Consider the following 23,736-nt stretch of genomic DNA (forward strand, 5'->3'; position numbering starts at 1 on the left):
CTGCTCTCCAAGATGTTTTCGCAACTGCACATAAGGCCGCCGCGCGCCTTGTTCAAACGCTTCCGCCTCTGCTAGCGCCACGGCAACAGGAGAGAAGAATGACCGACATGCCCGGCCTCGATTTCGACCTTGGCGAAATGGCCGACACCATCCGCGACATCACCCGCCGCTTTGCCGAGGATCGGATCCAGCCGATCGCGGCGGAGATCGACTTGGCCGACCGCTTCCCGATCGAGCTGTGGCCGCAGATGGGCGAGCTTGGGCTGCATGGCATCACGGTCGAGGAAGAGTGGGGCGGGCTTGGTCTCGGCTACCTCGAGCATGTCGTGGCGCAGGAAGAAGTCGCGCGGGCATCGGCGTCGGTCGGCCTTAGCTACGGCGCGCATTCCAACCTATGCGTCAACCAGATCCGCCGCTGGGCGAACGAGGAGCAGAAGGCGAAATATCTGCCGAAGCTGATCAGCGGCGAGCATGTCGGCGCGCTGGCGATGAGCGAGGCGGGAGCAGGCAGCGACGTCATGTCGATGAAGCTGACCGCGAAAAAGGTCGACGGCGGCTATGTCCTCAACGGCACCAAATTCTGGATTACCAACGCAGCCTATGCCGACACGCTGGTGGTCTATGCCAAGACCGGCGGCGCCGACGACAAGCCGAGCAAGGCCTTCACCACCTTCCTGATCGAAAAGGGAATGAGCGGTTTCTCGATCGGGCAGAAGATCGACAAGGTCGGCATGCGCGGAAGCCCGACGTCGGAGCTGGTGTTCAACGACTGCTTCGTGGCCGACAGCCAAGTGATGGGCCCAGTCGGCGGCGGTGCCGGGGTGTTGATGAGCGGGCTCGATTACGAGCGCACGGTGCTTGCCGGGATCCAGCTCGGCATCATGCAGGCCTGTCTCGACGTCGTCATTCCCTACGTCCGCGAGCGCAAGCAGTTCGGCAAGCCGATCGGCGCATTTCAGCTGATGCAGGCGAAGATCGCGGACATGTATGTCGCGCTCAATTCGGCGCGCGCCTATGTCTATGCGGTGGCGAAGAATTGCGACGCCGGCCGCACCACGCGGTTCGACGCGGCGGGGGCGATCCTGCTGGCGAGCGAGAGCGCGTTCGAGGTGGCGGGCGAAGCGGTGCAGGCGCTGGGCGGCGCGGGCTATACCCGCGACTGGCCGGTCGAGCGTTTCATGCGCGACGCCAAGCTGCTCGACATCGGCGCGGGCACCAACGAGATCCGCCGGATGCTGATTGGCCGCGAGCTTATCGGCGGCTAGGCATGCGCGCTTAGGTTCACAAAGTTCGTGGAGTGAGGCGCATTTTCAGGCTCTTTTTGCGAACTTAAGGAATTTGCTCGCGGCGGCGCTCCGTGGTCCGTTAGCAACGGGCGGGCGGCAGTATGGCGCGACGTCAGGACTGTAGGACAGCGAAAAGGGAAACCGTCCTATCGCCAACACGACCGTGAACGACGATGCCAATGCGGAGCCACGCCCGCCCGAAATTGGCTATCTGGCCCTCTTCCTTCGCTTTCTTCGTTTCGGCTTGCTGGCGTTCGGAGGCCCGGTCGCGCAGATCGCGATGATCCGCCGCGAACTCGTGGACGAGGAACGATGGATCGGTAGCGGAGGGTTCAACCGGCTGCTGGCGGTCATGCAGGCATTGCCAGGACCCGAAGCCCATGAGCTGTGCGTCCATTTGGGGATTCGCGCCAAGGGACGTCTCGGCGGGCTGCTCGCGGGGCTAGGCTTCATGCTGCCCGGCTTCGTCCTGATGATGGCGCTGGCGTGGGGCTATTCGCGACTACGCATCGAAGGCACGGTGTTGGGCGCGATGTTCCTGGGCGTGCAGGCGGCGGTGCTCGCGGTCATTGCCCGTGCGATCCACCGCATCGGAGAACACATCCTTCTCGACCGCTGGCTGTGGGCGGCGATGCTCGGCGCGGCAGGCGCGTCCTTGCTCGGCGCCAGCTTCTGGATCGTGCTTCCGGCGGCGGGGGCGGCTTATGCCATGGCGTCAACCAAGCGCTTCATCCCGGCTGTTGCGGTCCTGGCCGTTGCGGGGGCCGTCAGCGTCGCGGTCGCAGGCTGGCGGTTCGAGCCTTTGGTAGTCTCGGCGGATGCATCGGCGGCGACGACGCTCGCGCTGTTCTTCGCGGGATTGAAGGGGGGCCTGTTGACCTTTGGCGGGGCTTACACCGCCATTCCTTTCGTCCGCGACGACAGCGTGGGGCGGGGATGGATGACCGACGCTCAATTCCTCGACGGGGTGGCGCTCGCGGGCGTGCTGCCTGCGCCACTGGTCATCTTCTCGACGTTCGTGGGCTGGGTGTGCGGCGGGCCGGCGGGGGCGGTGGCGATCACCGCGGGCATGTTCCTGCCGGCCTTCGCTTTGTCGATGATCTTCTACGAGCGACTGGAAGCGCTGGCCGAGCATCGGCGACTGCAGAAATTCCTGTCGGGCGTCGCCGCCGCGGTGGTGGGCCTGATCGTGGTGACCCTGATCGAACTGGGCGTGGCGGCGGTCGATCGAAGCCCAAACCTGGTCGCGAGCGCGGTCATCTTCTCGGTCGCGCTCGCCATCACGACAGGCTGGAGCCATCGGCTGAGCACGTTCGTGGTGTTGGCGCTGGGCGCGCTGGCGGGAGCCGTCGCTCTTGGGTAGACGCCGCCGCCGCTAACGATTGCAACGGCTTGAAAGTGGACGTGATCAACCCGGTCAGGAACGTGTCGTCGAAGTAACGCGAAAGTCTTTGAATGTGTAGCTCAGACTAGCTGCAAGTGCCTCCCTCGTGACATGGACGACATCGCTACCGGAATGAGAAACCGGAATGCTGACGGTCACGCTCGACCGGCCGTCTCGCAACACGACGATCTCTGATGCGGCCGCCTGAGCCGTCGAGCGCCTGAACCTCCGTGTGGTCCGGCAAAATGTTCGCAATGGGTGGAAAGCGGAAGCCGGGGGTAGCTCAGTTTTCCACCCGCCAGCGATCATCCTTCGAGACGCGGCAAGCGGTGGTTTCGGGCGGCAACGCTGGGAATGCTTCAAGCGCTCCCAACCTGCTTGCCAGATGGCTAAGGCCGACCACCTGCCAATCATCGACCGAGTGCCCGTCGCTGCCGCAACTAAAATGCAAGTCACCGTCCTCGTCATGAAACACGCTGAGGATGCTTTCTCCGCTCAGAACGTGCCGACAGACGAGAGATGCTTTGTGTTCGTCGTTGGAATAGCCGCCAAAGGTAATCATCAGTCGATCTTACCGGTCGGCTGAACGTCGGCAATGGGTGGGAAGCAGCCAATCTGCGATTAGCGTTTCTCGCCACCGCCAAACAGGCCAGGCTCTATGGCGACGCCAATCCAGTAAGAAAATGCGACAGCGAAGGCGAGAATGAGGTAGTCTGGTTCCAATACGCCGAAGGCATCGGCTACCAAGACGACCGTTCCAATCCATCCGAGCGCAGCGAACATAGTTGCGTGATGTGGGCCATAAAGTGCATCTACAAATCGCTTCATTTGGCGAGGTGTAATGCCATTGGCCGTGTCTGCAATGGGTCGAAAGCAGACCGTCTGCTGTGGGGGGAAGCGGACATTGCTAGTCCCGGGCCGCTCAGAAAATCAGGACGAGGTAACGGAGTGTGAGGATCATTAGCAAAGCGATGTTCAGACCTCGGCCACTTACGAAAGCCGCGGCAGCCAGGATCAGCCCGAATAGTGAGACAGAGAGGACCGCTTGCCAACTGCTGATGAGCGTGGCCAGTTCAGGCACCATCAGGAAGTAGCTGACTTGGATAGCGAACAAGGCGAACAAGATACTGAGTACCCAGCGCTTTACGCGGAAGTAGTGTGCGTCGAGATCGGGTGCGTTTACGTCCCTCGGGGGAAAGACAAGGTGCGCTGCAAGGTAGTAACTTCCTGCGAACGCTAGCCCAGCGGTCAAAGTAGCAAGTGAAACGGTCAGCCCCTCCCGAAGGCGCCAGGCAGCCAGCCAGAAGGTCATGAGATCAAGCATCACGAACAGGGCGAGAAGTGGGGTCAACCAACCCACTTTATAGCTTTGCCCTAAACGCAGCCGTGCTTCCAAGGTCCGGGCAAGTCCCCCGAGCACCTCGACCAGGCTGAAGCCGAGCAGAAGACCAAAAAGCGAAAAGACGAATTCAAATGCGCTCACGACGCCCCCCATTGCAGGCTGTCTTTCCCATCTGCGGCCAATGTCTGCAATGGGTCGAAACCGACGTCCAGCAAATACGCTGGGTTCCTCCACGTACGTCACAGTCATCGCTTTTTCATTAAATCCGCGTTATCAACTCGTCGAGCAGGGGAGAGACGCGATGCGGATTTCGGTGGTCCTGCTGGCGATGGCCAGCCTGTTGGCGTGCAGTCCTGAACAATCCGGTGTGGCGAAGGCGGAGGCGGCCGAGGGGGCCGTCGTGCCCGCCGCGCTGACCTTCGAGGGAGCGGCGGCGCCGGGGCGGGCGGCGATGCTCGCGCACGGGGAGCGCCTGTCGCACATCGTCGGGTGCACCGGCTGTCACACCGCGACGCTCGAGGGCAAGCTGTTCAACGAGGACGCGCCCGAGCTTGGCAAGCTCTACGCGTCCAACCTGACCCGTGTGATGCCGACGATGAGCGACGCGCAGCTGGAAGCGCTGCTGCGCACCGGCAAGCATCCGACGCGCGGCGACATGTGGATCATGCCATCGGAAATTTTCCAGCGGTTGAGCGATGCCGACATGAAGGCGCTGATCGCGCACCTTCGCACGGTCAAGCCGAGCGGCGAGGCGACCCCGCCGCCGGCGTTGAGCGAACTGGCCCAGAAGCTGGTCGCCGACGGGAAGCTGAAACCGACGAGCGGGTACATCGCCGAATATCGCGACAAGCTGCCCCCCGACCTGGGCGCGGACCATGCGTTCGGGCGCTACCTTGCCGGGGCGACCTGCGCCGAATGTCATGGCGCGGACCTGACCGGCAATCCCGAGTTCGGGCCGGGGATCGTGGTGCCCGACCTCGACATCGTCGGGACGTATTCGGACGCGGAGATGACGACGCTGCTGACCAAGGGCGTCGGCAAGACGCGCAAGGATCTGGGCCTGATGACGATCGTCGGCGAGAAGCATTTTGCGTATCTGACGCCGCGCGAGCGGAGTGCGCTGATCGCGTATTTGCGGGCGCGGGCGGAGCGGAAGGTGGCGGCGAGGTAGATGTGGGGCGGGTAGCGTCACGGGAGTTATTCCCGTGACGTCAGACCTGTCCGCTTCGCGGCAGGCTGGCCGACCCGCGCCGACTCTCGCCTAGCGACGCTCGCTTCGCTCCGCTTTCGCTACGCTCGGCGGCTTGGGCTTACCAAATCTTCACTCGGTCTTCGGGCTTGAGGTAGAGCTTGTCGCCGGGCTGGACGTTGAACGCCTTGTACCAGGCGTCGAGGTTGCGGACGGTGAGCGCGCGGTACTGGCCCGGCGCGTGGCCGTCGGTGGCGATGCGGGCCTTCAGCGCTTCGTCGCGCATCTTGGTGGCCCATGCCTGCGCATTAGCGATGAAGAAACGCTGGTCGCCGGTCAGGCCGTCGAGGACGGGCAATTCCTTGCCGCCGAGCGACGCGCGATAGGCCTCGTAGGCGGCGGTCAGTCCGGCGACGTCGGCGATGTTTTCGCCCAGCGTCAGCTTGCCGTTGACGTTGACCCCGGGGAAAGGGGAGTAGGCGTCATATTGCCGCGCGAGCGCTTCGCCCGACTTGGTGAAGCGGGCGAAGTCGGTCGGGGTCCACCAGTTGCGCATGCGGCCGGTGGAATCGAACAGCGCGCCGTTGTTGTCGAAGCTGTGGCTGATCTCATGCCCGATCACGCCGCCGATCGCGCCATAATTGTAGGCGGGATCGGCGCTGGGGTCGAAGAAGGGGCGGACGAGGATCGCGGCGGGGAAGTTGAGCGCGTTCTGCACCGGCAGGTTGACCGCGTTGACCAGCTGCGGCGGCATCCACCATTCGGCGCGGTCCATCGGCTTGCCGATCTTGGCAATCTGCTGGCGGTAGTGGGCGAGTTCGGCCGCCTTGGCGTTGGCGTAGGCGTCGGTCGGGCTGATCGTGACCGACGAATAATCGGGCCAGGTGTCGGGATAGCCGACGCCGACGACGATCGTTTCGACCTTCTTGACCGCTTCCTGCTTGGTCGTCGGGGCCATCCAGTCGAGCCCGCGCACGCGCGCAGCGAAGGCGTTCTTGATGTTGTCGACCATGCCCTGAATTTCGGCCTTCGACGCGGCCGGGAAGTGTTTTTCGACATAGGCTTTGCCAAAGGCGCCTTCGAGCGCGGCCGATGCGGCGTTGAGAGCCTGCTTGTCGCGCGGACGCTGCTGCGGCGTGCCGTTGAGCGCGGTGCCGTTGAAGGCGAAGCTGGCGTCGCGGAAGGTGGCGGGAAGGACGTTGGCGCGCTGGTTGAGCGTGTGGAACGCCATCCAGTCCTTCCACGCGTCGAGCGGTTCGGAGCCGACGAGCGCGGCGAGGCGCGGAATGGCGGTGGCGTGATAGGCCTGGAACTTGGGCGCGTTGCCAAGCTGTGCCGCGCCGAGCAGCGCGGGCCAGTCGATGCCGGGGGCGGCCGCCTCCAGCTCAGCGCGAGTCCAGACGGTCGAGCCCTTGGCGAAATCCTCGCTCTCCGCGCGGTTGGCATGGGCGCGGGCGATCTTGGTTTCCAGATCGACGACGCGCTGCGCGGCGGCGGCGGCGTTGGGATTGCCCGCGGCGGCGAGGACCTTGGCGACGTAATCCTTATACTGGGTGCGAAGCGCGGCCTTGTCGGCGGCGGCGTCGAGATAATATTCGCGCTCGGGCAGGCCGAGCCCGCCCTGCATCAGGTAGGGCAGCGTTTCGCCCGGGGTGGTCAGGCCCTGCGTGACGAAGATCCCGAACAAATTTTCGGTCTGGTAATTGGTGGCGTTGAGCGGGTCGGTGTCGGCGCGCAGGCTCGACCCGATCGCCGCCGAGAGCGCGCGCTTGTCGGCGATGCGGGCGATGGCGTCGAGGTCGGCCTTGGCCGGCGCGATCCCGGCGCGGTCGATCGCGGCGGTGTCGAGATAGGCCTTGTAATAATTGGCGATGCGGCCCGCGTCGGTGTCCGCCGCGGCGTTGGACTTGAGCAGCCCGTCCATCAATTCGATGCTGTTCTTCTCGCGCTGCTGGTCGGCGATGAAGAAGCCGCCGACCGAGCTTCGATCGGCGGGGATCTGTGCGCTGCGCATCCAGCCGCCGTTGGCATAGGCATAGAAATCGTCGCCGGGCTTCACCGACTTGTCCATCGCGGCGAGGTCGATCCCGGCCTTGTCGCCGGGGGCCGCCTGCTCGGTCGCTTCGTTGCCGGCGGTGCTGGTGTTGCAGGCAGCGGTGGCAAGCGCGAGGGCGGCGCTGCCCAGCAGCGTGGCGATCATCTTGGTGCGCATCTTACTCTCCTTGGTCGCGGCGAGCCTTGTCCCGGTCCACCGCTTTGCAAGACGCATCGGGGACGCTAGGCGCTGAATGCACGTCAGTTTCGACGAACGGGGATGGAAACCGGATGAGCGCAGCGCGCATCGACAGCAAGATCGACCTTTCGAGCGACGAATCGAAGGCGCGTGCGGCGCATAATCGCGCGTTGGCGAAGCAGCTTCGCGCCGACGTCGCCAAGGCGGCGCTGGGCGGAAACGAGAAGAGCCGCGACCGGCACGTGTCGCGCGGCAAGCTGCTTCCCCGTGACCGCGTCGAGCGGCTGCTCGATCCGGGCTCGCCATTCCTGGAGATCGGGCAATTGGCGGCGGGCGACCTGTACGACGGCGAAGTGCCGGGCGCGGGGATGATCGCGGGCATCGGGCGCGTGTCGGGGCGGCAGGCGATGATCGTCGCCAACGACGCCACGGTGAAGGGCGGCACCTACTATCCGATGACGGTGAAGAAGCATCTTCGCGCGCAGGAAATCGCGGAGGCAAACCGCCTGCCGTGTATCTACCTGGTCGACAGCGGCGGGGCCAATCTGCCGCACCAGGCGGAGGTCTTTCCCGACCGCGACCACTTCGGGCGAATCTTCTTTAACCAGGCGCAGATGTCGTCGAAGGGCATTGCCCAGATCGCGTGCGTGATGGGCAGCTGCACCGCGGGTGGGGCCTATGTCCCCGCGATGAGCGACGAGAGCGTGATCGTGCGCGAGCAGGGAACGATCTTCCTGGCCGGACCGCCGCTGGTGAAGGCCGCGACGGGCGAGGAAATCAGCGCCGAGGATCTGGGCGGCGGCGACCTTCATGCGCGGCGCAGCGGCGTGGTCGATCACCTGGCCGAAAATGACGAACATGCGCTGACGATCGTGCGCGACATCGTGTCGCATCTGGGCGGCGAAGCGGGCGCGGGAATCGAGCTGCGCGAGCCGCGGCCGCCCGCGTATGACGCGGAAGATCTCTACTCGATCATTCCCGAGGACGTGCGCGCGCCGTACGACGTGCACGAGATTATCGCGCGCCTGGTCGACAGCAGCGAGTTCCATGAGTTCAAAGCGCTGTACGGGACGAGCCTGGTGTGCGGCTTTGCGCATATCTGGGGGATGCCGGTCGCGATCCTGGCGAACAATGGCGTGCTGTTCAGCGAGAGCGCGGTCAAGGGCGCGCACTTCATCGAGCTGGCGTGCCAGCGGCGGATCCCGTTGCTGTTCCTGCAGAACATCTCGGGCTTCATGGTCGGCGGAAAGTATGAGGCCGAGGGCATCGCCAAACATGGCGCCAAGCTGGTCACCGCGGTCGCGACCGCGAGCGTGCCCAAGGTGACGGTGCTGATCGGCGGGAGCTTCGGCGCGGGCAATTACGGCATGTGCGGGCGCGCCTATAGTCCGCGCTTCCTGTTCACCTGGCCGAACAGCCGCATCAGCGTGATGGGCGGCGAGCAGGCGGCGTCGGTGCTGGCGACGGTGCACCGCGACGCCGACGGCTGGACGCCCCAGCAGGCGGAGGCGTTCAAGCAACCGATCCGCGACGATTATGAAGCGCAGGGCAATCCGTGGCACGCGACTGCGCGGCTGTGGGACGACGGCATCATCGATCCCGCGCAGACGCGCGACGTGCTGGGGCTGGCGTTCGCGGCGTGCCTCAACGCCCCGATCCCCGAACGGCCGTCGTTCGGCATTTTCAGGATGTAGTTGAACATAAAATGATCCGTACCGATTGGACTCGCGACGAGATCGCGGCGCTCTTCGACCTGCCGTTTCCCGAGCTCGTGTTTCGGGCCGCCGAAGCGCACCGCGCGCACCATGCCGCCGGAGAGGTGCAGCTTTGCACCTTGCTGTCGATCAAGACCGGCGGTTGCCCTGAAGACTGCGGCTATTGTTCGCAATCGGTGCATGCCGACAGCGGGTTGAAGGCCGAGAAATTGATGGATGTCGACGCGGTGCTCGCCGCGGCGGCGGAGGCCAAGGCGGCGGGGTCGCAGCGCTTCTGCATGGGGGCGGCGTGGCGTGAGCCGAAGGACCGCGACATGGACAAGGTCTGCGCGATGGTTGCTGGCGTCAAGGCGATGGGGCTGGAAACCTGTATGACGCTGGGCATGCTGACGCCGTCGCAGGCCGCTTCGCTGAAGGATGCCGGCCTCGATTACTACAATCACAACATCGATACCTCGCCCGAACATTATGGCGACATCATCACCACGCGCACCTTTTCCGAACGGCTCGATACGCTTGAGGAAGTGCGGTGCGCGGGGATCAGCGTGTGCTGCGGCGGGATCGTCGGGATGGGCGAGACTCGCAGCGATCGCGTCGGGTTCATCCATGCGCTGGCCACGCTTCCGCGCCACCCCGAAAGCGTGCCGGTCAATGCGCTGGTTCCGGTCAAGGGGACGGTGCTTGGCGACATGTTCGCGGGCGAGCGACTGATCGACGACATCGAGTTCGTGCGCACCGTCGCGGTCGCGCGAATCACGATGCCGCGAAGCATGGTCCGATTGTCGGCGGGGCGCGAAAGCATGAGCGAGGCGACGCAGGCGTTGTGCTTCATGGCGGGCGCCAATTCGATCTTTACCGGCGACAAGCTGCTGACCACCGCCAATGCCGGGGACAGCAAGGACGCGGCCCTGTTTGCGAAGCTGGGCCTGGTGCCGATGAGCGCCGAGGAACCGATGCGCAGCGCGGTCGCGGCGTGATGCGCGAGACCCCGGGCGGCTTCCTCTGGTGAGAACGCCGTCGCTCGTTTCCCGATTGGTGCGGTGGGTCCTCGTCGGCCTGTTCAAGCGGCGCGGGTGGCGAGTGAGCGGCCCCAAGCCGACCGCGCCGAAGTTCGTCTTCGTCGGGGCACCGCATACGTCGAACTGGGACTTTGCCATCTTCCTCGGCGTGACCGACGCGCTTGGCGTCCGTCCCAGTTTCACCGGCAAGCGGAGCCTGTTCCGCTGGCCGATGCGGCGCTTCATGTTGGACATGGGCGGCATTCCCGTCGACCGGTCCAAGCGCGCGAAGTTCGTCGAGCATGTCGTCGCCGAATTCGATCGCCGCGATGAGCTTGCACTAGTCATCGCACCCGAGGGGACGCGCACGTCGGACGGGCAGTGGCGATCGGGTTTCTACCATATCGCGATGGGGGCGGGGGTGCCGATCGTGCCGGCCTGGGTCAATCGCGCGCGGCGGCGCGGGATGATCGGCCCGGCGATCATGCCGACGGGCGACTATCGCGCCGACCTTGCGAAGCTGGCGGCTTTCTATCGGTCGATGGAGCCCGACAATCCGCGCTTCAAGAGGATCGAGGACGGCATTGCCGCCGCCGATCTTTCCAAGGCGGCCCCCGACACGCTAGGCGGTCAGCCATGATCACTTCCCTGCTTATCGCCAACCGCGGCGAGATCGCCTGCCGCATCATTCGCACCGCGCGTGACATGGGGATCCGCACCGTCGCGGTCTATTCGGACGCGGACGCGAACGCGCTGCATGTCCGCATGGCCGACGAGGCGGTCCACATCGGCCCGTCGCCGGCGCGCGAATCCTATCTGGTCGGCGACAAGATCATTGCCGCGGCCAAATCGTCCGGGGCCGAGGCGATCCACCCGGGATATGGCTTCCTCAGCGAAAATGCCGAGTTCGCGCAGGCCGTGATCGACGCCGGACTGGTGTGGGTCGGGCCGAAGCCCGCGAGCATCACCGCGATGGGGCTGAAGGACGCCGCCAAGACGCTGATGGCGGCGGCGGGCGTGCCGGTGACGCCGGGCTACATGGGCGAAGACCAGACGCCCGAGCGGCTGCAGCGCGAGGCCGATGGGATTGGTTATCCAGTGCTGATCAAGGCGGTCGCGGGCGGCGGCGGCAAGGGCATGCGCAAGGTCGATGCCGCGGCCGATTTCCTAGACGCGCTGGAAAGCTGTCAGCGCGAGGCGGCGAGCAGCTTCGGCAACGACGTCGTGCTGATCGAAAAATGGATCGAGAGCCCGCGCCATATCGAGGTCCAGGTGTTCGGCGATGCCCATGGCAATGTCGTCCACCTGTTCGAACGCGATTGCTCGCTGCAGCGGCGCCACCAGAAGGTGATCGAGGAAGCGCCCGCGCCGGGCATGGACGAAGCGACGCGCGCGGCGGTGTGCGGGGCCGCGGTCAAGGCGGCGCAGGCAGTCGACTACGAGGGCGCGGGGACGATCGAATTCATCGCCGACGCGAGCGACGGGCTTCGCGCCGACCGCATCTGGTTCATGGAGATGAACACCCGGCTTCAGGTCGAGCATCCGGTGACCGAGGAAATCACCGGGGTCGACTTGGTCGAGTGGCAATTGCGCGTGGCGAGCGGCGAGCCGCTGCCGAAGAGGCAGGACGAGCTGACCATCGACGGCTGGGCGATCGAGGCGCGGCTGTATGCGGAGGATCCGGCGAAGGGCTTCCTTCCGAGCGTCGGCACGCTCGAGCATTTCGACCTTGGCGACGAGGGCGACGACTTCTGGGGCCGGGTCGAAACCGGGGTCGAGGAAGGCGATGAGGTTTCGCCGTTCTACGATCCGATGATCGCCAAGCTGATCGCGCACGGCGACGACCGCGACGAGGCGATCGCGGGCCTGGTCGACATTCTCGACGAGATCGAAGTGTGGCCGGTGCGGACCAACGCGGGCTTCCTGTTCAACGCCTTGCTGCATCCCGATTTCCAGGATGCGACGATCGACACCGGCTTCATCGCGCGCGAAAGCGACTCGCTGGTGCCCGATGCCGAGCCTGATGACGCCGTCTGGCGCGGGGCGGCCGCGGTGGCGCTTGCCGAGGATGAGGACGAGCCCGGCTTTGGCGAGTTGGCGGGCTTCCGCCTCAACGGTGCGCGCAACGCGTCGGTGGCATTGGGGCAGGGCGGCAAATTCCGCACGATCGCGCTCGACGACGAGGGCGAGGTCGCCCCGGTCGCGGGCTTCCGCGACGAAGAGCGCGTGGTCGTCTTCCTCGAAGGGCAGGCTTTTGCGTTCGACCGTTCGGCGCGCGGATCGGTCGGCGCGGCGGCGGGCGATGGCGCGATCCTGTCGCCGATGCCGGGCAAGGTGACCTCGGTCGAAGTGGCCGCGGGCGACGCAGTGACCAAGGGTCAGCGGCTGCTGACGCTGGAAGCGATGAAGATGGAGCATGGGCTGACCGCGCCGTTTGACGGAGTGGTCGCCGAACTCAATGCAAGTGCAGGCGCGCAGGTCGCGGTCGACGCGCTGCTGGTGAAAATCGAAAAGAAGGAAGCATCATGAAGATCGACGGAACAGCGGCAGTCGTCACCGGCGGCGCATCGGGACTGGGCGAAGCGACCGCGCGGGCGCTGGCGGCGAAGGGCGCCAAGGTCGCCATCTTTGACCGGGATTCCGAGCGCGGCGAAAGGGTCGCTGGTGAGATCGGCGGGGTATTCTGCGAAGTCGACGTGACCAGCGACGACAAGGTCGCGGCGGCGTTCGAAAAGGCGCGCGCCGCGCACGGGCAGGAGCGGATCCTGGTCAACTGCGCGGGTGTCGCCAACGCGGTCAAGACGGTCGGCAAGGACAAGGCGACGGGGGAGCTGAAGCGTTATCCGATGCACCAGTTCGAACTGGCGATTGGGATCAACCTGGTCGGCACCTTCCGGTGCATCAGCCATTCGGCGTACGGAATGGTCGCGAGTGAGCCGATGGACGACGGCGAGCGCGGGGTGATCATCAACACCGCCTCGGTCGCGGCCGAGGATGGGCAGATCGGGCAGGCGGCCTATTCGGCATCGAAGGGCGGCGTGCTGGCGATGGCGCTGCCGATCGCGCGCGACCTGATGAACGACGGCGTTCGCGTGAACACGATCCTGCCCGGCATCTTCAAGACGCCGATGATGGCGATGATGCCGCAGAATGTTCAGGACGCGCTGGCGGCGCAGGTGCCCTTCCCGAAGCGGCTCGGCACCGCGGAGGAATATGGCAAGCTGGCGGTGTTCATCGTCGAGAATGTCTACCTCAACGCCGAGAGCATTCGCCTGGACGGCGGCATCCGGATGGCGCCGCGTTGATCGAAAACGAAGCCCAGTTGCTCGAAGCCCTGGTCGTCGCCTCGCGCGCGGCCGGGGCCGAGATATTGAAGCTGGTCGCGGCAGGTTTCGAGGTCGAGACCAAGTCCGACCTGTCGCCGGTGACGGTTTGCGATCGCGCGGCGGAGGCGGTCATACTCGACGCGCTGGCCAAAGCGGCACCGGGCGTTCCGGTGATCGCGGAGGAGGAAGTCGCCGAGGGGCGGATTCCGAGCCATGGCGATACTTATTTCCTGGTCGATCCGCTTGACGGGACGAAGGAATTCGTCCGCGGCGGCGATGATTACACGGTCAATATCGGGTTGATCGTGGGCGGCACGCCTCGGCTTGGCGTGGTCTACCAGCCCGCGACCGACCGCCTGTGGGGCGGAGTCGTCGGCGGCGGGGCGTTCGTCGAGGATTCGGCCGGGCGTCATCCGATCCGAACGCGCGAACTGGGCGAGGAACGCGACGCGGTCGCGTCCAAGTCGCACTTCAACCAAGCGACCGCCGACTATCTGGAGCAGGCGGTCGGCGCCTGCGGGCACGTGTCGGTCGGATCGAGCCTTAAGTTCTGCATCGTCGCGGAAGGCAAGGCGGACATCTATCCGCGGCTGTCGCCCACCAGCGAGTGGGACACGGCGGCGGGTCATGCGATCCTGCTGGCCGCGGGCGGGCGCGTCGACGGGACCGATGGGTCGCCGCTGGCCTATGGAAAGACAGCGTTCCTCAATCGCGGATTCTGCGCGACGGCGGGATGGGAAGCGCCCGCGATCGGGCCCTATCTGGAAATGTTCGGCGGCGGCGGCGACCTGCCGCAGGGCGTCTAAGCCACGCTAACCCGGAAGGTCCGGAAACGGACCGATCGCGACCCCAAGCGCTTCTTCCAGGATGGAGCGTTCGACGCGGCCGCGGCGCAGCTGCTCGAGCTCGTCGATCACCGCGTCGATGCGATCCTTCATCGAATGCGTTTCCGCGTCGCCGCCGAGGCCGGCCGCAAGGCGGCGCGCCTCGTCCAGCGCGTCGGCGAGGTCCGACAGCCAACGGGATCGGGCAAGGCTGTAGGGGGATGGCGGGGGCATCAGCATGTCGTCCTGCCTAGTCGCCGACGGTAACTGCGAGGTGGAGAATATCTCCATTGCGGTGCCGTTTCGGGCTGACATTCCTCCGCATTCGTGGCTAATCGGTCCTGCTCGGTCCCACATGTCACGGAAATGGTGTGATATGGACAATAGCGCGTACCCTCAGTCCTTCGCTTTCGCCGATTATGCGGGGCCGCCGCCGGTCCTGATCGCGGCCTCGACCGCCGCGGCGCACGACCGCGCGGCGCAGGAAATCGAAGCAGCGGGTTTGCGGATCGCGCCCATTTCGATCGCAGAAGCGCCGGCGCGGTTGTCGCTGCAGGCGGCCGCAAGCGCGCTATGGGTCGAGCTTGACGAAGAAGATGACGGCGACGCGCTGCTCGATCGGATCGAGGCGGATGCGGGTGAACGCTTTCCCGCGATCGTCGCGGCGCCAATGTCGATGATCGACCGGGTGTTCGCGCGGCTTGGGGGCGGCGCGACCGAAGTCCTGATCGATCCAACGCCTTCGGACCGGGTCGCTGCCCTCTCGCTCGCGCTGGCGTCGCGATCGGATGGGGGCGTGCTGCACGACGTTGCCGCCGAACCGAGCGCGCAGCGGTTGCGGCAATTGTCCGAGGAGGTCAGCCGGATCGCGGCGACCCTGGCGCGCCTGTCGACCGGGCCGGCGGTCGCCACGCTCGACCGTCCCGAGCCGGCCGCGCAGCCGGGCGAAGCGCCCGCGGTGGCGAGCGAGACCATCCGCCAGATCATTCGCGCGCGTCGGTTGCGCGCGCGCTTCTTCGCCGAAGATCTGTTCGCGGATCCCGCCTGGGACATGCTGCTCGATCTGTTGGCGGCGGAGATCGCGCAGCACCGCGTGCCGGTGTCGTCGTTGTGCATCGCCGCGTCGGTTCCGCCCACGACCGCGCTTCGCTGGATCAAGACGATGACGGACAACGGCCTGTTCAAGCGCCGCGCCGACCCGCACGACGGGCGGCGGGTGTTCGTCGAATTGGCGCCCGACGCGAGCAATGCGTTGCGGCGGTACTTTGGCGAAGTCGGCAAGATGACGGTCATCTGAGTACTCAGGCTGTTCGATCCATCATGCATAACTGCCACGCGCTGTTCGACATATCGAAGATGCCTCCATTTCGGATCAATCCATGAGCGCGGGGGATCGGCTGGTGGAGGAGTTGCTTCGCCTGCAGCCCGAGGGGATGAGCGCCAATCGGTGGGCGGTGGAAGCCGGACTGGGACGAACAGTGTGGGCGGACATGCGTCGCCACGGCAATCCGTCGCGGCGGACGCTGGAAAAGTTGCTGGTCGCGGCGGGGTCGTCGTTGGCGGAGTTCGAGGCGCTTCGAGCGGATGGCATTGTCGACGTGGCCGACGCCAAGTCCGGCGTGGGCGACTTCAGGCCGAGCTGGCGGTCGGGGCGGGAGCCCGGACTGCCGCTTCATGCGTCGACGGCGGCGGGCGATTACATGCCGTCGTCGGGGATCGGCTTGATCCGGATCGATCGCGCGCACGTGACCGAGCGGATCGAGCGGCCGAAATCATTGGCAGGGGCTGCAAACGCCTTCGCCTTCGTCATGATCGGCACCATGATGTGGCCGCGCTTCAGGCCCGGTCGGCGACTGGCGGTCGTTCCCGACGCGGCGGTCGCGATCGGCGATGACGTGCTGGTATCGCTTGGCGACGACAGCCTTTCGACGTGCATCGTCGCCGAAGTCGTGCGCAAGACTCCGGCGATGATCGAGCTTCGCCAGTATAATCCGGACGTGCTGTTCGCGGTGCCGCTCGACCGGGTCGGAGCGGTCCACCGGATCGCGGGTGAGTTGATCTAGCTTAAAACGCTATCGCTTTTTTCCCGCACAGCCTTGGCGAGCGTCTCGTGATCGTCGGTTCCAAGCGCGCGACCCTCGCTTCGCTCGTGATCGTCGGCTTCGCCATGCCCCCGGCATGGCTCCAGGCGACGATGGTGGGCGCTGACGGGCTCGAACCGCCGACCCTCTCGGTGTAAACGAGATGCTCTACCAACTGAGCTAAGCGCCCGCTCGACGCGGTTCGGGGCCCGATGCCACGCCGCTTGACCGAGGGCAAGTCAGCCCGACGTCAAAGCGCGCGCACAAGCCGCACCGCGACCGCTGCCCACGGAGGATCGGCGATCACGCTCTGGCGGCCGCCGGCACCCGGGGGGAGCAGGTGGAGCTTGCCATCCTCACGCCCGATCAGTCGGCCGAACAGGAAGCGCCCGGCGGGACGAGGGACGAGGAGGTCGCGGTTCAGCGCCTGGCCGTAGGCGTCGGCCTCAAGCCGCTCACACCAGATTTCGTCACCGGCGCGATAATCGCCAACGCTCGACGCGACCGTGATCGCCATCTGACCCGGGCCGACCTTGGGCGGGACCACCAGCGCGGCCCGCCGCGGCGCGGTCACGCCATTGTGGCCAAGGATCGCGGCGACGGGCAGCTCGGCGCGATCGGGGTGATCGACGAGGTCGGACGCCTCGACTCCCAACGCGGTTGCGATTCGGTTGAGCCAGCCAACCGAAACGGTTCTCGTGCCTGTTTCCAATCGGCCAACCGTCTGCGGAGTGGTGGGTGGAGAGCAGCGGCGAGCAACCTCGTCGAGCGTCAAACCTCGCGCGCACCTGACTTCGCGGATCCTCGTAATCACGGGCCTACTCCTGCAAAAGCGAACCTTATCGGTTCACCTCTGTCCTACAGTTTTGCCGATGTGGCAAGTGGCGGCGACAGATGAAGGAGTAGATTATGTCGAACCGCCTGATCGCCGAGCGTGCCATCGAGGGAGATGTCGTCGTTGCAAGGAAGGGGGCGGGCAGAGCCGCGCGGTCGGTCGCGGTCAATCTTTCCGAAAGTCCGCTCGGATGGCTGTTGTCGCGCGGGCATCTGACCCGCCGTCAATATGAGGCTGGCGAGCGACTGCGGCTCGACTGGGAGCGCAGTCAGTTGCCGCCGCGCGTGACGATGGCCTGGAACCCGGCGCCCGTGTCGCGCGGGAAGGGAGGGGCCGCGCCCGACATCGACCTCAATGGATCGCAAATCGACGCGCGGCGTCGGTTCGAAGCGGCGGTCGAGGCGGCGGGTCCGGGGCTGTCCGACATTCTGTGGCGCATCGTCTGTGCCGGAGAGGGCATGCGCGATGCCGAGACCGCGCTCGGTTGGCCGGCGCGCGCGGGGAAGTTGGTGCTTTCGATGGCGCTCGACCGGGTCGGCGATCACTTCCGGATGCCGCGAAGCGCTTGATCCTGAGGCGGCTCTCGGCTGTGGTGACGCTCCTTCTTACCGGAGCCACTTCATGATCATCTATGGGTCCAGCCTGTCGCCCTATGTCCGCAAGGTTCTTGTCGTCGCGAGCGAGAAGGGGGTACCCTTCGACCTCAAGACGATCGGCCTTGGCGATCCCGATCCGGCGTTCCGCGCGGCCAGTCCGTTCGGGAAGATGCCGGCGCTGGTCGACGGCGATTACGCGCTCAGCGATTCAAGCGCGATCGCTCATTATCTGGAGGCGAAATTTCCCGATCCGGCGCTGATCCCGGCCGATGCGCAGCAGCGGGGGAAGGTCATCTGGTTCGAGGAATTTGCCGACACGATGCTGATGGAATGCGGGCGCAAGATGTTCTTCAATCGCGTGGTCGCGCCGCGCTTCCTCAAGCGGGAAGGGAATGCCGAAGTGGCCGACAAGGCCGAGCGCGAGGAATTGCCGCCGCTGCTCGATTATCTCGAGGGCGCGCTCGCGGGCCGAGATTATTTGGTCGGGGAGAGTCTGACGCTGGCGGACATCGCGGTAGCGAGCGTCTTGGTGAATCTGGAGCATTGCGGCGCGGCGGTGGAGGCCGGTCGCTGGCCGGGTGTTGCCGCATTCGGGGCGAGGATCCACGCGCGACCGTCGTTCACGGCGTTCCTGGAACGCGAGCGGGCGGCGCTGGCGCGGCCGCTGGCCTGAATGAAAACGGGAGCGCCTCCGGTCGGAAGCGCTCCCGTCGAACGGTCGAAGCGACGCTTACTCTGCGGCGCCCTGTCCGTCCTTGGCGAAATCGCTCGACTCATCGTCGATCAGCGATTCGCTGCTGTCGCTGGCGCCGTCCGAACCGACGAAGCCGGACGATTTACCGCCGGTCGTCGCCGACTGGCTGCTGCCTTCGATGTCGCTCGACTGACCGAGCCCGCCGGTGGGCTCGTCGAGCATCGCGTCCGACTGACGCTCGCTGCCGTAATCGGCCTGACCGGTCTCGAAGCTTTCAGACTGGCCGACGCCCTGTTGTCCGCCGAGCGGTTGCTGTCCGGCCTGGAGATCCTTTTCCTGGCTGGCTTGCTCGGGCTGGGCCTGCTGGCTGCCGATCGGCTGCTGCGCCGACTGCGACTTGCTGATGTCGCTATTCTGATTGTCGCGATTTTCCATGAGGTCATCCTTCCATCGTCACCCCGAGCTCTCGGATGACAAACAAGGAGCGAAGGCTTGCCGTTCCTGCGCGGCGCGGGCGTTTGCGACGGGCCGATGGCGGGAAGATTCATCTGGATCAGTCGGTGCCGCAACGATGGAGCTTGCGAGCCAATTCGCCCGCCGGTCGCGACGGCGCGAATGCGACGGGCCGAAAAGAAAAGGGCCACCGAAGCGGCTGCTCCGGTGGCCCCAATTTCGTGCGACGATGCCTGAGGTTAGGCGGCGTCGCCTTCGCTGGCTTCCGCCGGCGCTGCTTCGTCGGTCGCATCCGCGTCCGCAGTCGCGCCCGGCTCGGCGTTGGGATCGTAATCCTCGGTGAAGCCGGCTTCGTCCTTTTCGAACATCGCCGCCATCACGTCGACGCCCTGCGCCTGAAGCTCTGCTTCCTCCGGCGAGCGAGCGACGTTTACCTTGACGGTCACCGCCACTTCGGCGTGGAGAACGACCTTCACTTCATGCATGCCGATCGACTTGATCGGACGCTGCAGAACGACCTGGCTCTTGGTGACCTTGGCACCGTCGGCCTCAAGGGCTTCGACGATGTCGCGGGCCGAAACCGAACCGTAAAGCTGGCCGGTGTTCGATGCCTGGCGGATGAGCTGGACGGTCTTGCCGTCGACGTCCTTGGAAGCGACTTCGGCTTCCGAACGACGCGACGCATTGTCGGCTTCGATCTTGGCGCGGTTAGCTTCGAACAGCTTCTTGTTGCTGGCGTTGGCGCGCAGGGCCTTCTTGTTGGGAAGAAGGAAATTGCGGGCAAAGCCGTTCTTGACGGTGACGATGTCACCGATGGCGCCGAGTTTCTCGACGCGCTCGAGCAGGATGACTTCCATCGCTAGCTCTCCTTACTTCACGACATAGGGAAGCAGGCCGATGTGGCGGGCGCGCTTGATCGCCTTGGCCAGCTCGCGCTGCTTCTTGGTGCTCACCGCGGTGATGCGGCTCGGGACGATCTTGCCACGCTCGGACACGAAGCCCTGAAGCAAGCGGACGTCCTTATAGTCGATGACCGGGGCGCCCTTGCCCGAGAACGGGCAGCTCTTGCGGCGGCGGAAAAAGGGACGAGCCATGGGTTAAGCCTCCTGCTCGGCGCGCGGGGCGCGCTCGGGACGGTCGCCGCGGTCACCACGGTCGCCACGGTCGTCGCGGCGCGGGCCACGATCACCACGGTCGCCGCGCTCGCTGCGCTCCGACTTGCGCATCATGGCCGACGGGCCGGCCTCGTGGGCGTCGACGCGAATGGTCATGAAGCGGATGATGTCTTCGTTGATACCGGTCTGGCGCTCCAGCTCGGCGATCGCCGCGGGCGGGGCATCGACGTCGAGCATGACGTAATGGGCCTTGCGGTTCTTGGCGATGCGGTAAGCGAGGCCGCGCAGGCCCCAGGTTTCCGTCTTGGTGACCTTGCCGCCGTTGTCGGCGATGATCTTGGTCGCGTTTTCCGCGAGCGTATCGACCTGGGCTTGAGCCAGATCCTGACGCGCGAGGAAAACATGCTCGTAAAGAGGCATGCTTCTTCTCATCATGTTGGCCGATCGCTGACGCCGCCCAATGCGGACGCCCCTCCGGCTGTCGTCTCAAATGCTTGAGGGCGGCGGAAACGAGTCCCGTCGCCCGGCGCGCCTATGGCGCAGGCACGCGCGAAAGGCAAGGCGACGAGGGAACCGTGGCACCGGTGCAAGCGCTGATGGTGCGAGTAGACGTAGTGGAGGGAAAGCGGATGAAGAAGTTGTGGATCGGTGCAACCTTGCTGGCGAGCGTTCCTGTCGCGGCGCAGGGCCAACCCGCCGCGGGCCCGAACCCGGCGACCACGGCGGCCAGTCCGCCCGCCCGGTTGAGCGAGGCGCAGGCCAATGCGCGCCGTACGCCGCAGTTCAAACGCTGCATGAACAGCGGCGACGCCGCGCGCGGGGTGACGATGGGGATGAACAATTGCCTTGGCGCGGAGACGAAGCGGCAGGACGCGAAGCTTAATGCCACCTATCGCCGTATTATGGCGCGCCAGTCCACGCGGGGGAAGACGCGGCTGCAGATGCTGCAGCGGGCGTGGATCCCCGAACGTGACGCGACCTGCAAGCGCGCGTCGGACGAGGCGCGGGGCGGGACGCTGAGCACGATCCTGTTCAGCGATTGCATCATCACCGAGACGATTCGCCGGACGGCCTGGCTAGAACGCTATCGCGGCTGATCGGCGGGGGAATTGAAGAGCGGAGCCCGCGCTGTCACAAGCGCGCGATGGCGACCCTTTCCAATCTTCTGCCCCTGGCCGATCCGCTCGACGGCATGAGCCTGCCCGGCTGGCTTTATCATGACCCGGAATTCCTGGAGGCCGAGAAGCGGGCGTTCCTGCGCGCCGCGCCGCAAGTGGTGTGCCACGAGCGCGAGATCGTGGAGCCGGGCGAGTGGCGCAGCCTCGATTACCTGGGCGAGAGCGTGATCGTCATTCGCGGCGACGACGGCGAGGTCAGGGCGTTCGTCAACGTCTGCCGGCATCGCGGATCGCGCCTGCTCGACGGAAGCGGCGGGTGCGCGCGGGTGCTGACCTGTCCCTATCACGCGTGGAGCTACGCCCGTGACGGTCGGCTGGTCGGGGTGCCGCATCGGCACGAATATCCGGGGCTGGATGTCGATGCGCTGGGGCTGATCCCGGTGGCGCTCGAGAAGTGGCATGGTTTCCTGTTTGTCACGCTGGAAGCCGGGGCGCCGAGCGTGGCCGAGATGATGGCGCCGCATGAAGCCGAAGTGGCACCGTACCGGTTCGAGGAACTCGAGCCGATCGGGCGAGTGACGCTCCGGCCGCGGGCGCTCAACTGGAAGACGATCGCCGACAATTATTCGGACGGGCTTCATATCCCGGTCGGGCATCCGGGGCTGACGCGGCTGTTCGGTCGGAGTTACGCGGTTGAGGCTGGTGAGCATGTCGACCGGATGGAAGGCGAGCTTCGCGACGGACCCTCGGCCAACCCCAGCGAGCGGGCTTACCAGCACATGCTGCCCGAGGTGGCGCACCTTCCGGCGAGTCACCGGCGCAAATGGCTCTACTTCAAGCTGTTCCCCAACGTCGCCTTCGACATTTACCCCGACCAGGTCGACTTCATGCAATTCCTGCCGGTCAGCGCGACCGAGACGGTGATCCGCGAAATCAGCTACGCCTTGCCCGATGACCGTCGCGAGATGCGCGCGACGCGCTACCTCAACTGGCGGATCAACCGGCGGGTGAACGAAGAAGACACCGACCTGATCGAGCGCGTGCAGGCGGGAATGGCGAGCCCGGCCTACATCGCCGGCCCTCTGGGCACGAGCGAAGTGTGCCTGCGCAGTTTCGCCCAGAAGGTGCGGGCATTTATTCCCGCGGCGCGGTCGGAACAGTCTCCGCCGCCGGGATGGTCGCGAAGCGCCGGCTGAGCCAGCGGATCGGAAGACCCGCCGCGGCAAGGCCAAGGCCCCACAGCGTCGCTTCGAGCCCTGCGCCGACGAACATCAGCAGCGAGTAGATGAGCGCCAGGCCGGCGACGATCAGCCACGGACCCATCACGCCGAGGCGAAGCGCGGCGGTCGAGCAGACGGTGTAGAGCACGAGGCTGGCAACGGTCGATACGAGCGCGATGAACTTGTAGACCTCGACGAAGCTTTCCGAAGAACTGGCCAGCACGAGCAGCGTGGCGATGCTTGCGCCGACGAGCAGCGATCCGGTAGGCGCACCCGCTGCATTGGCGCGGCGGAACAGCGGCGGAAGGTCGTTGGCGCTGGCGAGCGAGCGGCCAACCTCCGCCGACAGCAGGAGCAACGCGTTGCAGGTGCCGAAGGCGCTGATCGCAGCGATGACCGCGACGACCGCACCTGCGCCCGATCCAAGGATCGGCGAGATGGCGTCGGCGAAGGGCGCGCTGCTATCGGCGGCGATCGCGCTGGGGAGCAGCATCAGTGCGGCGACGGTCGCGGTGAGGTAGATCAGGCCGGTAAAGCCGGTGCCGAGGATCGTCGCGCGCGGGACGGTGTGGCTCGCGTCGTCGGTGACGTTGGCGACGACGGTCGCGGATTCGAAGCCGGTCAGCGAAAATAGCATCAGCGCCGCGGCGGCGGCGATGCCGGCGACGGTGATCGGGACCGGGGCGAGTTGTTCGACCGGCTGGCCGGTGCCGAAGCGCGCGGCGACGAGGATGACGACGGCGAACAGGGGGATAATCTTGATCAGCGTGGCGGCAAGCTGGACCCAGCCCGCCGACCGGGCCCCGGCGAGGTTGACCATCGTCAGGATGGCGATCGTGCCGAGCGCGACGATGGTCAGGCCGATGCCTGATCCCGCGGCCGGAACGACGAAGCCGATCGCCCCCGCGACCGCGACCGCGACGGCGGCGACCCCGGTCCATTGCGAGATGAGGTAGCTCCACATCGTCACGAAGGCGGCGGTGTCGCCAAATGCGCTGCGGACATAGACGAACGGTCCGCCGGGGATTCGACCGGCAAGCCGCGCGAAAGCGATAGCTAGGCACATCGTTCCCGCGATCGTCAGCGCGAAGGCGGCGACGAGGTTGGGACCGAACGGCGCCAGCGTCGTGGGCAGCAAGTATATGCCCGATCCGATCATCGTGCCGATGACCATGGCCGCGCTCATCGCGCCGCCAAGTCGCTTGGCGGGGGGAAGGACGGGAAGCGGCGGCGTGTCGGTAAGATCGGTCATCGCCGGCGCTTTGCATTGCGCGGCGGGGTTGGCAATCGGCGATCCGCCGCTTAACCGCCGCGACGAACTTCGAGG

26 protein-coding genes and 1 tRNA gene are annotated in these 23,736 nt (G+C 65.9%); 15 read left to right on the top strand and 12 right to left on the bottom strand.

The features are described 5' to 3' along the window. Positions 1-107: 107 nt before the first annotated feature. Complete coding sequence (locus SH584_RS11620; RefSeq protein WP_324809564.1) at positions 108-1,265, top strand: acyl-CoA dehydrogenase family protein; 1,158 nt, start codon at positions 108-110, stop codon at positions 1,263-1,265. A 184-nt stretch (positions 1,266-1,449) separates the two neighbouring features. Next, positions 1,450-2,649: a chromate efflux transporter gene (gene chrA, locus SH584_RS11625; protein WP_324807269.1), complete on the top strand. Its 1,200-nt coding sequence runs from the start codon at positions 1,450-1,452 to the stop codon at positions 2,647-2,649. Between the two features lie 304 nt (positions 2,650-2,953). Here chrA and SH584_RS11630 read toward each other — a convergent pair whose 3' ends face one another. The 3 genes from SH584_RS11630 to SH584_RS11640 all read right to left on the bottom strand — a co-directional run bounded on the left by SH584_RS11630 (position 2,954) and on the right by SH584_RS11640 (position 4,153). Further along, the gene (locus SH584_RS11630) at positions 2,954-3,232 is read right to left on the bottom strand and encodes a hypothetical protein (protein WP_324807271.1); all 279 of its coding nucleotides are present in this window, start codon (positions 3,230-3,232) and stop codon (positions 2,954-2,956) included. A 59-nt stretch (positions 3,233-3,291) separates the two neighbouring features. Next, complete coding sequence (locus SH584_RS11635) at positions 3,292-3,498, bottom strand: hypothetical protein (protein WP_324807273.1); 207 nt, start codon at positions 3,496-3,498, stop codon at positions 3,292-3,294. Positions 3,499-3,592: 94 nt separating this feature from the next. After that, a complete protein-coding gene (locus tag SH584_RS11640; RefSeq protein ID WP_324807276.1) occupies positions 3,593-4,153 on the bottom strand; it encodes a hypothetical protein in 561 nt (186 codons plus the stop codon). A 160-nt stretch (positions 4,154-4,313) separates the two neighbouring features. Between SH584_RS11640 and SH584_RS11645 the strand changes: the two genes are divergently transcribed. Further along, positions 4,314-5,183 carry a c-type cytochrome gene (locus tag SH584_RS11645; RefSeq protein ID WP_324807277.1) on the top strand — a complete coding sequence of 290 codons (870 nt, stop codon included), beginning with the start codon at positions 4,314-4,316 and terminating at the stop codon, positions 5,181-5,183. A gap of 139 nt (positions 5,184-5,322) precedes the next feature. Here the strand turns inward: SH584_RS11645 and SH584_RS11650 are convergent, their stop codons facing one another. Continuing rightward, entirely contained in the window at positions 5,323-7,413 is a 2,091-nt protein-coding gene (locus SH584_RS11650) for a M13 family metallopeptidase (protein WP_324807278.1), read from the bottom strand. Positions 7,414-7,526: 113 nt separating this feature from the next. Between SH584_RS11650 and SH584_RS11655 the strand changes: the two genes are divergently transcribed. Genes SH584_RS11655 through cysQ form a run of 6 tightly spaced genes read left to right on the top strand, consistent with a single transcriptional unit; the run spans position 7,527 to position 14,279 of the window. Next, positions 7,527-9,128, top strand: a complete 1,602-nt coding sequence (locus SH584_RS11655) for a carboxyl transferase domain-containing protein (protein ID WP_322841003.1) — start codon at positions 7,527-7,529, stop codon at positions 9,126-9,128. 11 nt (positions 9,129-9,139) lie between these two features. Beyond that, positions 9,140-10,126, top strand: coding sequence for a biotin synthase BioB (gene bioB, locus SH584_RS11660; RefSeq protein WP_322841002.1), 987 nt, complete (start codon positions 9,140-9,142; stop codon positions 10,124-10,126). Positions 10,127-10,184: 58 nt separating this feature from the next. Next, positions 10,185-10,787 (top strand): lysophospholipid acyltransferase family protein, encoded by a 603-nt coding sequence (locus SH584_RS11665; RefSeq protein ID WP_322841001.1) that lies wholly within the window; start codon positions 10,185-10,187, stop codon positions 10,785-10,787. After that, positions 10,784-12,676 carry an acetyl/propionyl/methylcrotonyl-CoA carboxylase subunit alpha gene (locus SH584_RS11670; RefSeq protein WP_324807282.1) on the top strand — a complete coding sequence of 631 codons (1,893 nt, stop codon included), beginning with the start codon at positions 10,784-10,786 and terminating at the stop codon, positions 12,674-12,676. The genes SH584_RS11665 and SH584_RS11670 overlap by 4 nt, the downstream gene beginning before the upstream one ends. Further along, complete coding sequence (locus SH584_RS11675) at positions 12,673-13,452, top strand: SDR family NAD(P)-dependent oxidoreductase (protein WP_322840999.1); 780 nt, start codon at positions 12,673-12,675, stop codon at positions 13,450-13,452. Before SH584_RS11670 ends, SH584_RS11675 begins: the two co-directional genes overlap by 4 nt. After that, the gene (gene cysQ, locus SH584_RS11680) at positions 13,449-14,279 is read left to right on the top strand and encodes a 3'(2'),5'-bisphosphate nucleotidase CysQ (protein WP_322840998.1); all 831 of its coding nucleotides are present in this window, start codon (positions 13,449-13,451) and stop codon (positions 14,277-14,279) included. The genes SH584_RS11675 and cysQ overlap by 4 nt, the downstream gene beginning before the upstream one ends. Positions 14,280-14,285: 6 nt before the next feature. Here cysQ and SH584_RS11685 read toward each other — a convergent pair whose 3' ends face one another. Next, on the bottom strand, positions 14,286-14,537 hold the full coding sequence (locus SH584_RS11685; protein ID WP_324807286.1) for a hypothetical protein: 252 nt from the start codon (positions 14,535-14,537) through the stop codon (positions 14,286-14,288). A 136-nt stretch (positions 14,538-14,673) separates the two neighbouring features. Between SH584_RS11685 and SH584_RS11690 the strand changes: the two genes are divergently transcribed. Together SH584_RS11690 and SH584_RS11695 are read left to right on the top strand one after the other, a co-directional pair. Then, complete coding sequence (locus SH584_RS11690; protein ID WP_324807288.1) at positions 14,674-15,594, top strand: MarR family winged helix-turn-helix transcriptional regulator; 921 nt, start codon at positions 14,674-14,676, stop codon at positions 15,592-15,594. 82 nt (positions 15,595-15,676) lie between these two features. Beyond that, positions 15,677-16,360 (top strand): hypothetical protein, encoded by a 684-nt coding sequence (locus SH584_RS11695; RefSeq protein ID WP_324807290.1) that lies wholly within the window; start codon positions 15,677-15,679, stop codon positions 16,358-16,360. A gap of 132 nt (positions 16,361-16,492) precedes the next feature. Here the strand turns inward: SH584_RS11695 and SH584_RS11700 are convergent. Then, positions 16,493-16,568, bottom strand: a tRNA-Val gene (locus SH584_RS11700). Between the two features lie 60 nt (positions 16,569-16,628). Further along, a complete protein-coding gene (locus SH584_RS11705) occupies positions 16,629-17,192 on the bottom strand; it encodes a helix-turn-helix domain-containing protein (RefSeq protein ID WP_324807292.1) in 564 nt (187 codons plus the stop codon). A 95-nt stretch (positions 17,193-17,287) separates the two neighbouring features. On the opposite strand from SH584_RS11705, the gene SH584_RS11710 reads away from it, so the two are divergent. Together SH584_RS11710 and SH584_RS11715 are read left to right on the top strand one after the other, a co-directional pair. Continuing rightward, entirely contained in the window at positions 17,288-17,782 is a 495-nt protein-coding gene (locus tag SH584_RS11710; protein ID WP_324807294.1) for a DUF6456 domain-containing protein, read from the top strand. A gap of 52 nt (positions 17,783-17,834) precedes the next feature. Continuing rightward, on the top strand, positions 17,835-18,482 hold the full coding sequence (locus tag SH584_RS11715) for a glutathione S-transferase family protein (protein ID WP_324807296.1): 648 nt from the start codon (positions 17,835-17,837) through the stop codon (positions 18,480-18,482). Positions 18,483-18,539: 57 nt separating this feature from the next. On the opposite strand, the gene SH584_RS11720 is transcribed toward SH584_RS11715, so the two are convergent. The 4 genes from SH584_RS11720 to rpsF all read right to left on the bottom strand — a co-directional run bounded on the left by SH584_RS11720 (position 18,540) and on the right by rpsF (position 20,491). Continuing rightward, the gene (locus SH584_RS11720) at positions 18,540-18,938 is read right to left on the bottom strand and encodes a hypothetical protein (protein WP_324807298.1); all 399 of its coding nucleotides are present in this window, start codon (positions 18,936-18,938) and stop codon (positions 18,540-18,542) included. Between the two features lie 257 nt (positions 18,939-19,195). After that, positions 19,196-19,813 carry a 50S ribosomal protein L9 gene (gene rplI, locus SH584_RS11725; RefSeq protein WP_324807300.1) on the bottom strand — a complete coding sequence of 206 codons (618 nt, stop codon included), beginning with the start codon at positions 19,811-19,813 and terminating at the stop codon, positions 19,196-19,198. Between the two features lie 12 nt (positions 19,814-19,825). Beyond that, the gene (gene rpsR / locus SH584_RS11730; RefSeq protein WP_322840989.1) at positions 19,826-20,050 is read right to left on the bottom strand and encodes a 30S ribosomal protein S18; all 225 of its coding nucleotides are present in this window, start codon (positions 20,048-20,050) and stop codon (positions 19,826-19,828) included. A 3-nt stretch (positions 20,051-20,053) separates the two neighbouring features. Beyond that, the gene (gene rpsF, locus SH584_RS11735) at positions 20,054-20,491 is read right to left on the bottom strand and encodes a 30S ribosomal protein S6 (RefSeq protein ID WP_322840988.1); all 438 of its coding nucleotides are present in this window, start codon (positions 20,489-20,491) and stop codon (positions 20,054-20,056) included. Positions 20,492-20,700: 209 nt separating this feature from the next. Between rpsF and SH584_RS11740 the strand changes: the two genes are divergently transcribed. Together SH584_RS11740 and SH584_RS11745 are read left to right on the top strand one after the other, a co-directional pair. Next, entirely contained in the window at positions 20,701-21,168 is a 468-nt protein-coding gene (locus tag SH584_RS11740; RefSeq protein ID WP_322840987.1) for a lysozyme inhibitor LprI family protein, read from the top strand. Positions 21,169-21,215: 47 nt separating this feature from the next. Further along, entirely contained in the window at positions 21,216-22,385 is a 1,170-nt protein-coding gene (locus tag SH584_RS11745) for an aromatic ring-hydroxylating oxygenase subunit alpha (RefSeq protein WP_324807303.1), read from the top strand. Here the strand turns inward: SH584_RS11745 and SH584_RS11750 are convergent. Beyond that, the gene (locus tag SH584_RS11750; protein ID WP_322840985.1) at positions 22,324-23,661 is read right to left on the bottom strand and encodes an APC family permease; all 1,338 of its coding nucleotides are present in this window, start codon (positions 23,659-23,661) and stop codon (positions 22,324-22,326) included. The genes SH584_RS11745 and SH584_RS11750 overlap by 62 nt on opposite strands. Positions 23,662-23,736 lie beyond the last annotated feature (75 nt).

Origin of the sequence: Sphingomonas sp. LY29 (assembly GCF_035593985.1) — a bacterium.
Taxonomy (GTDB): Bacteria; Pseudomonadota; Alphaproteobacteria; order Sphingomonadales; family Sphingomonadaceae; genus Sphingomicrobium.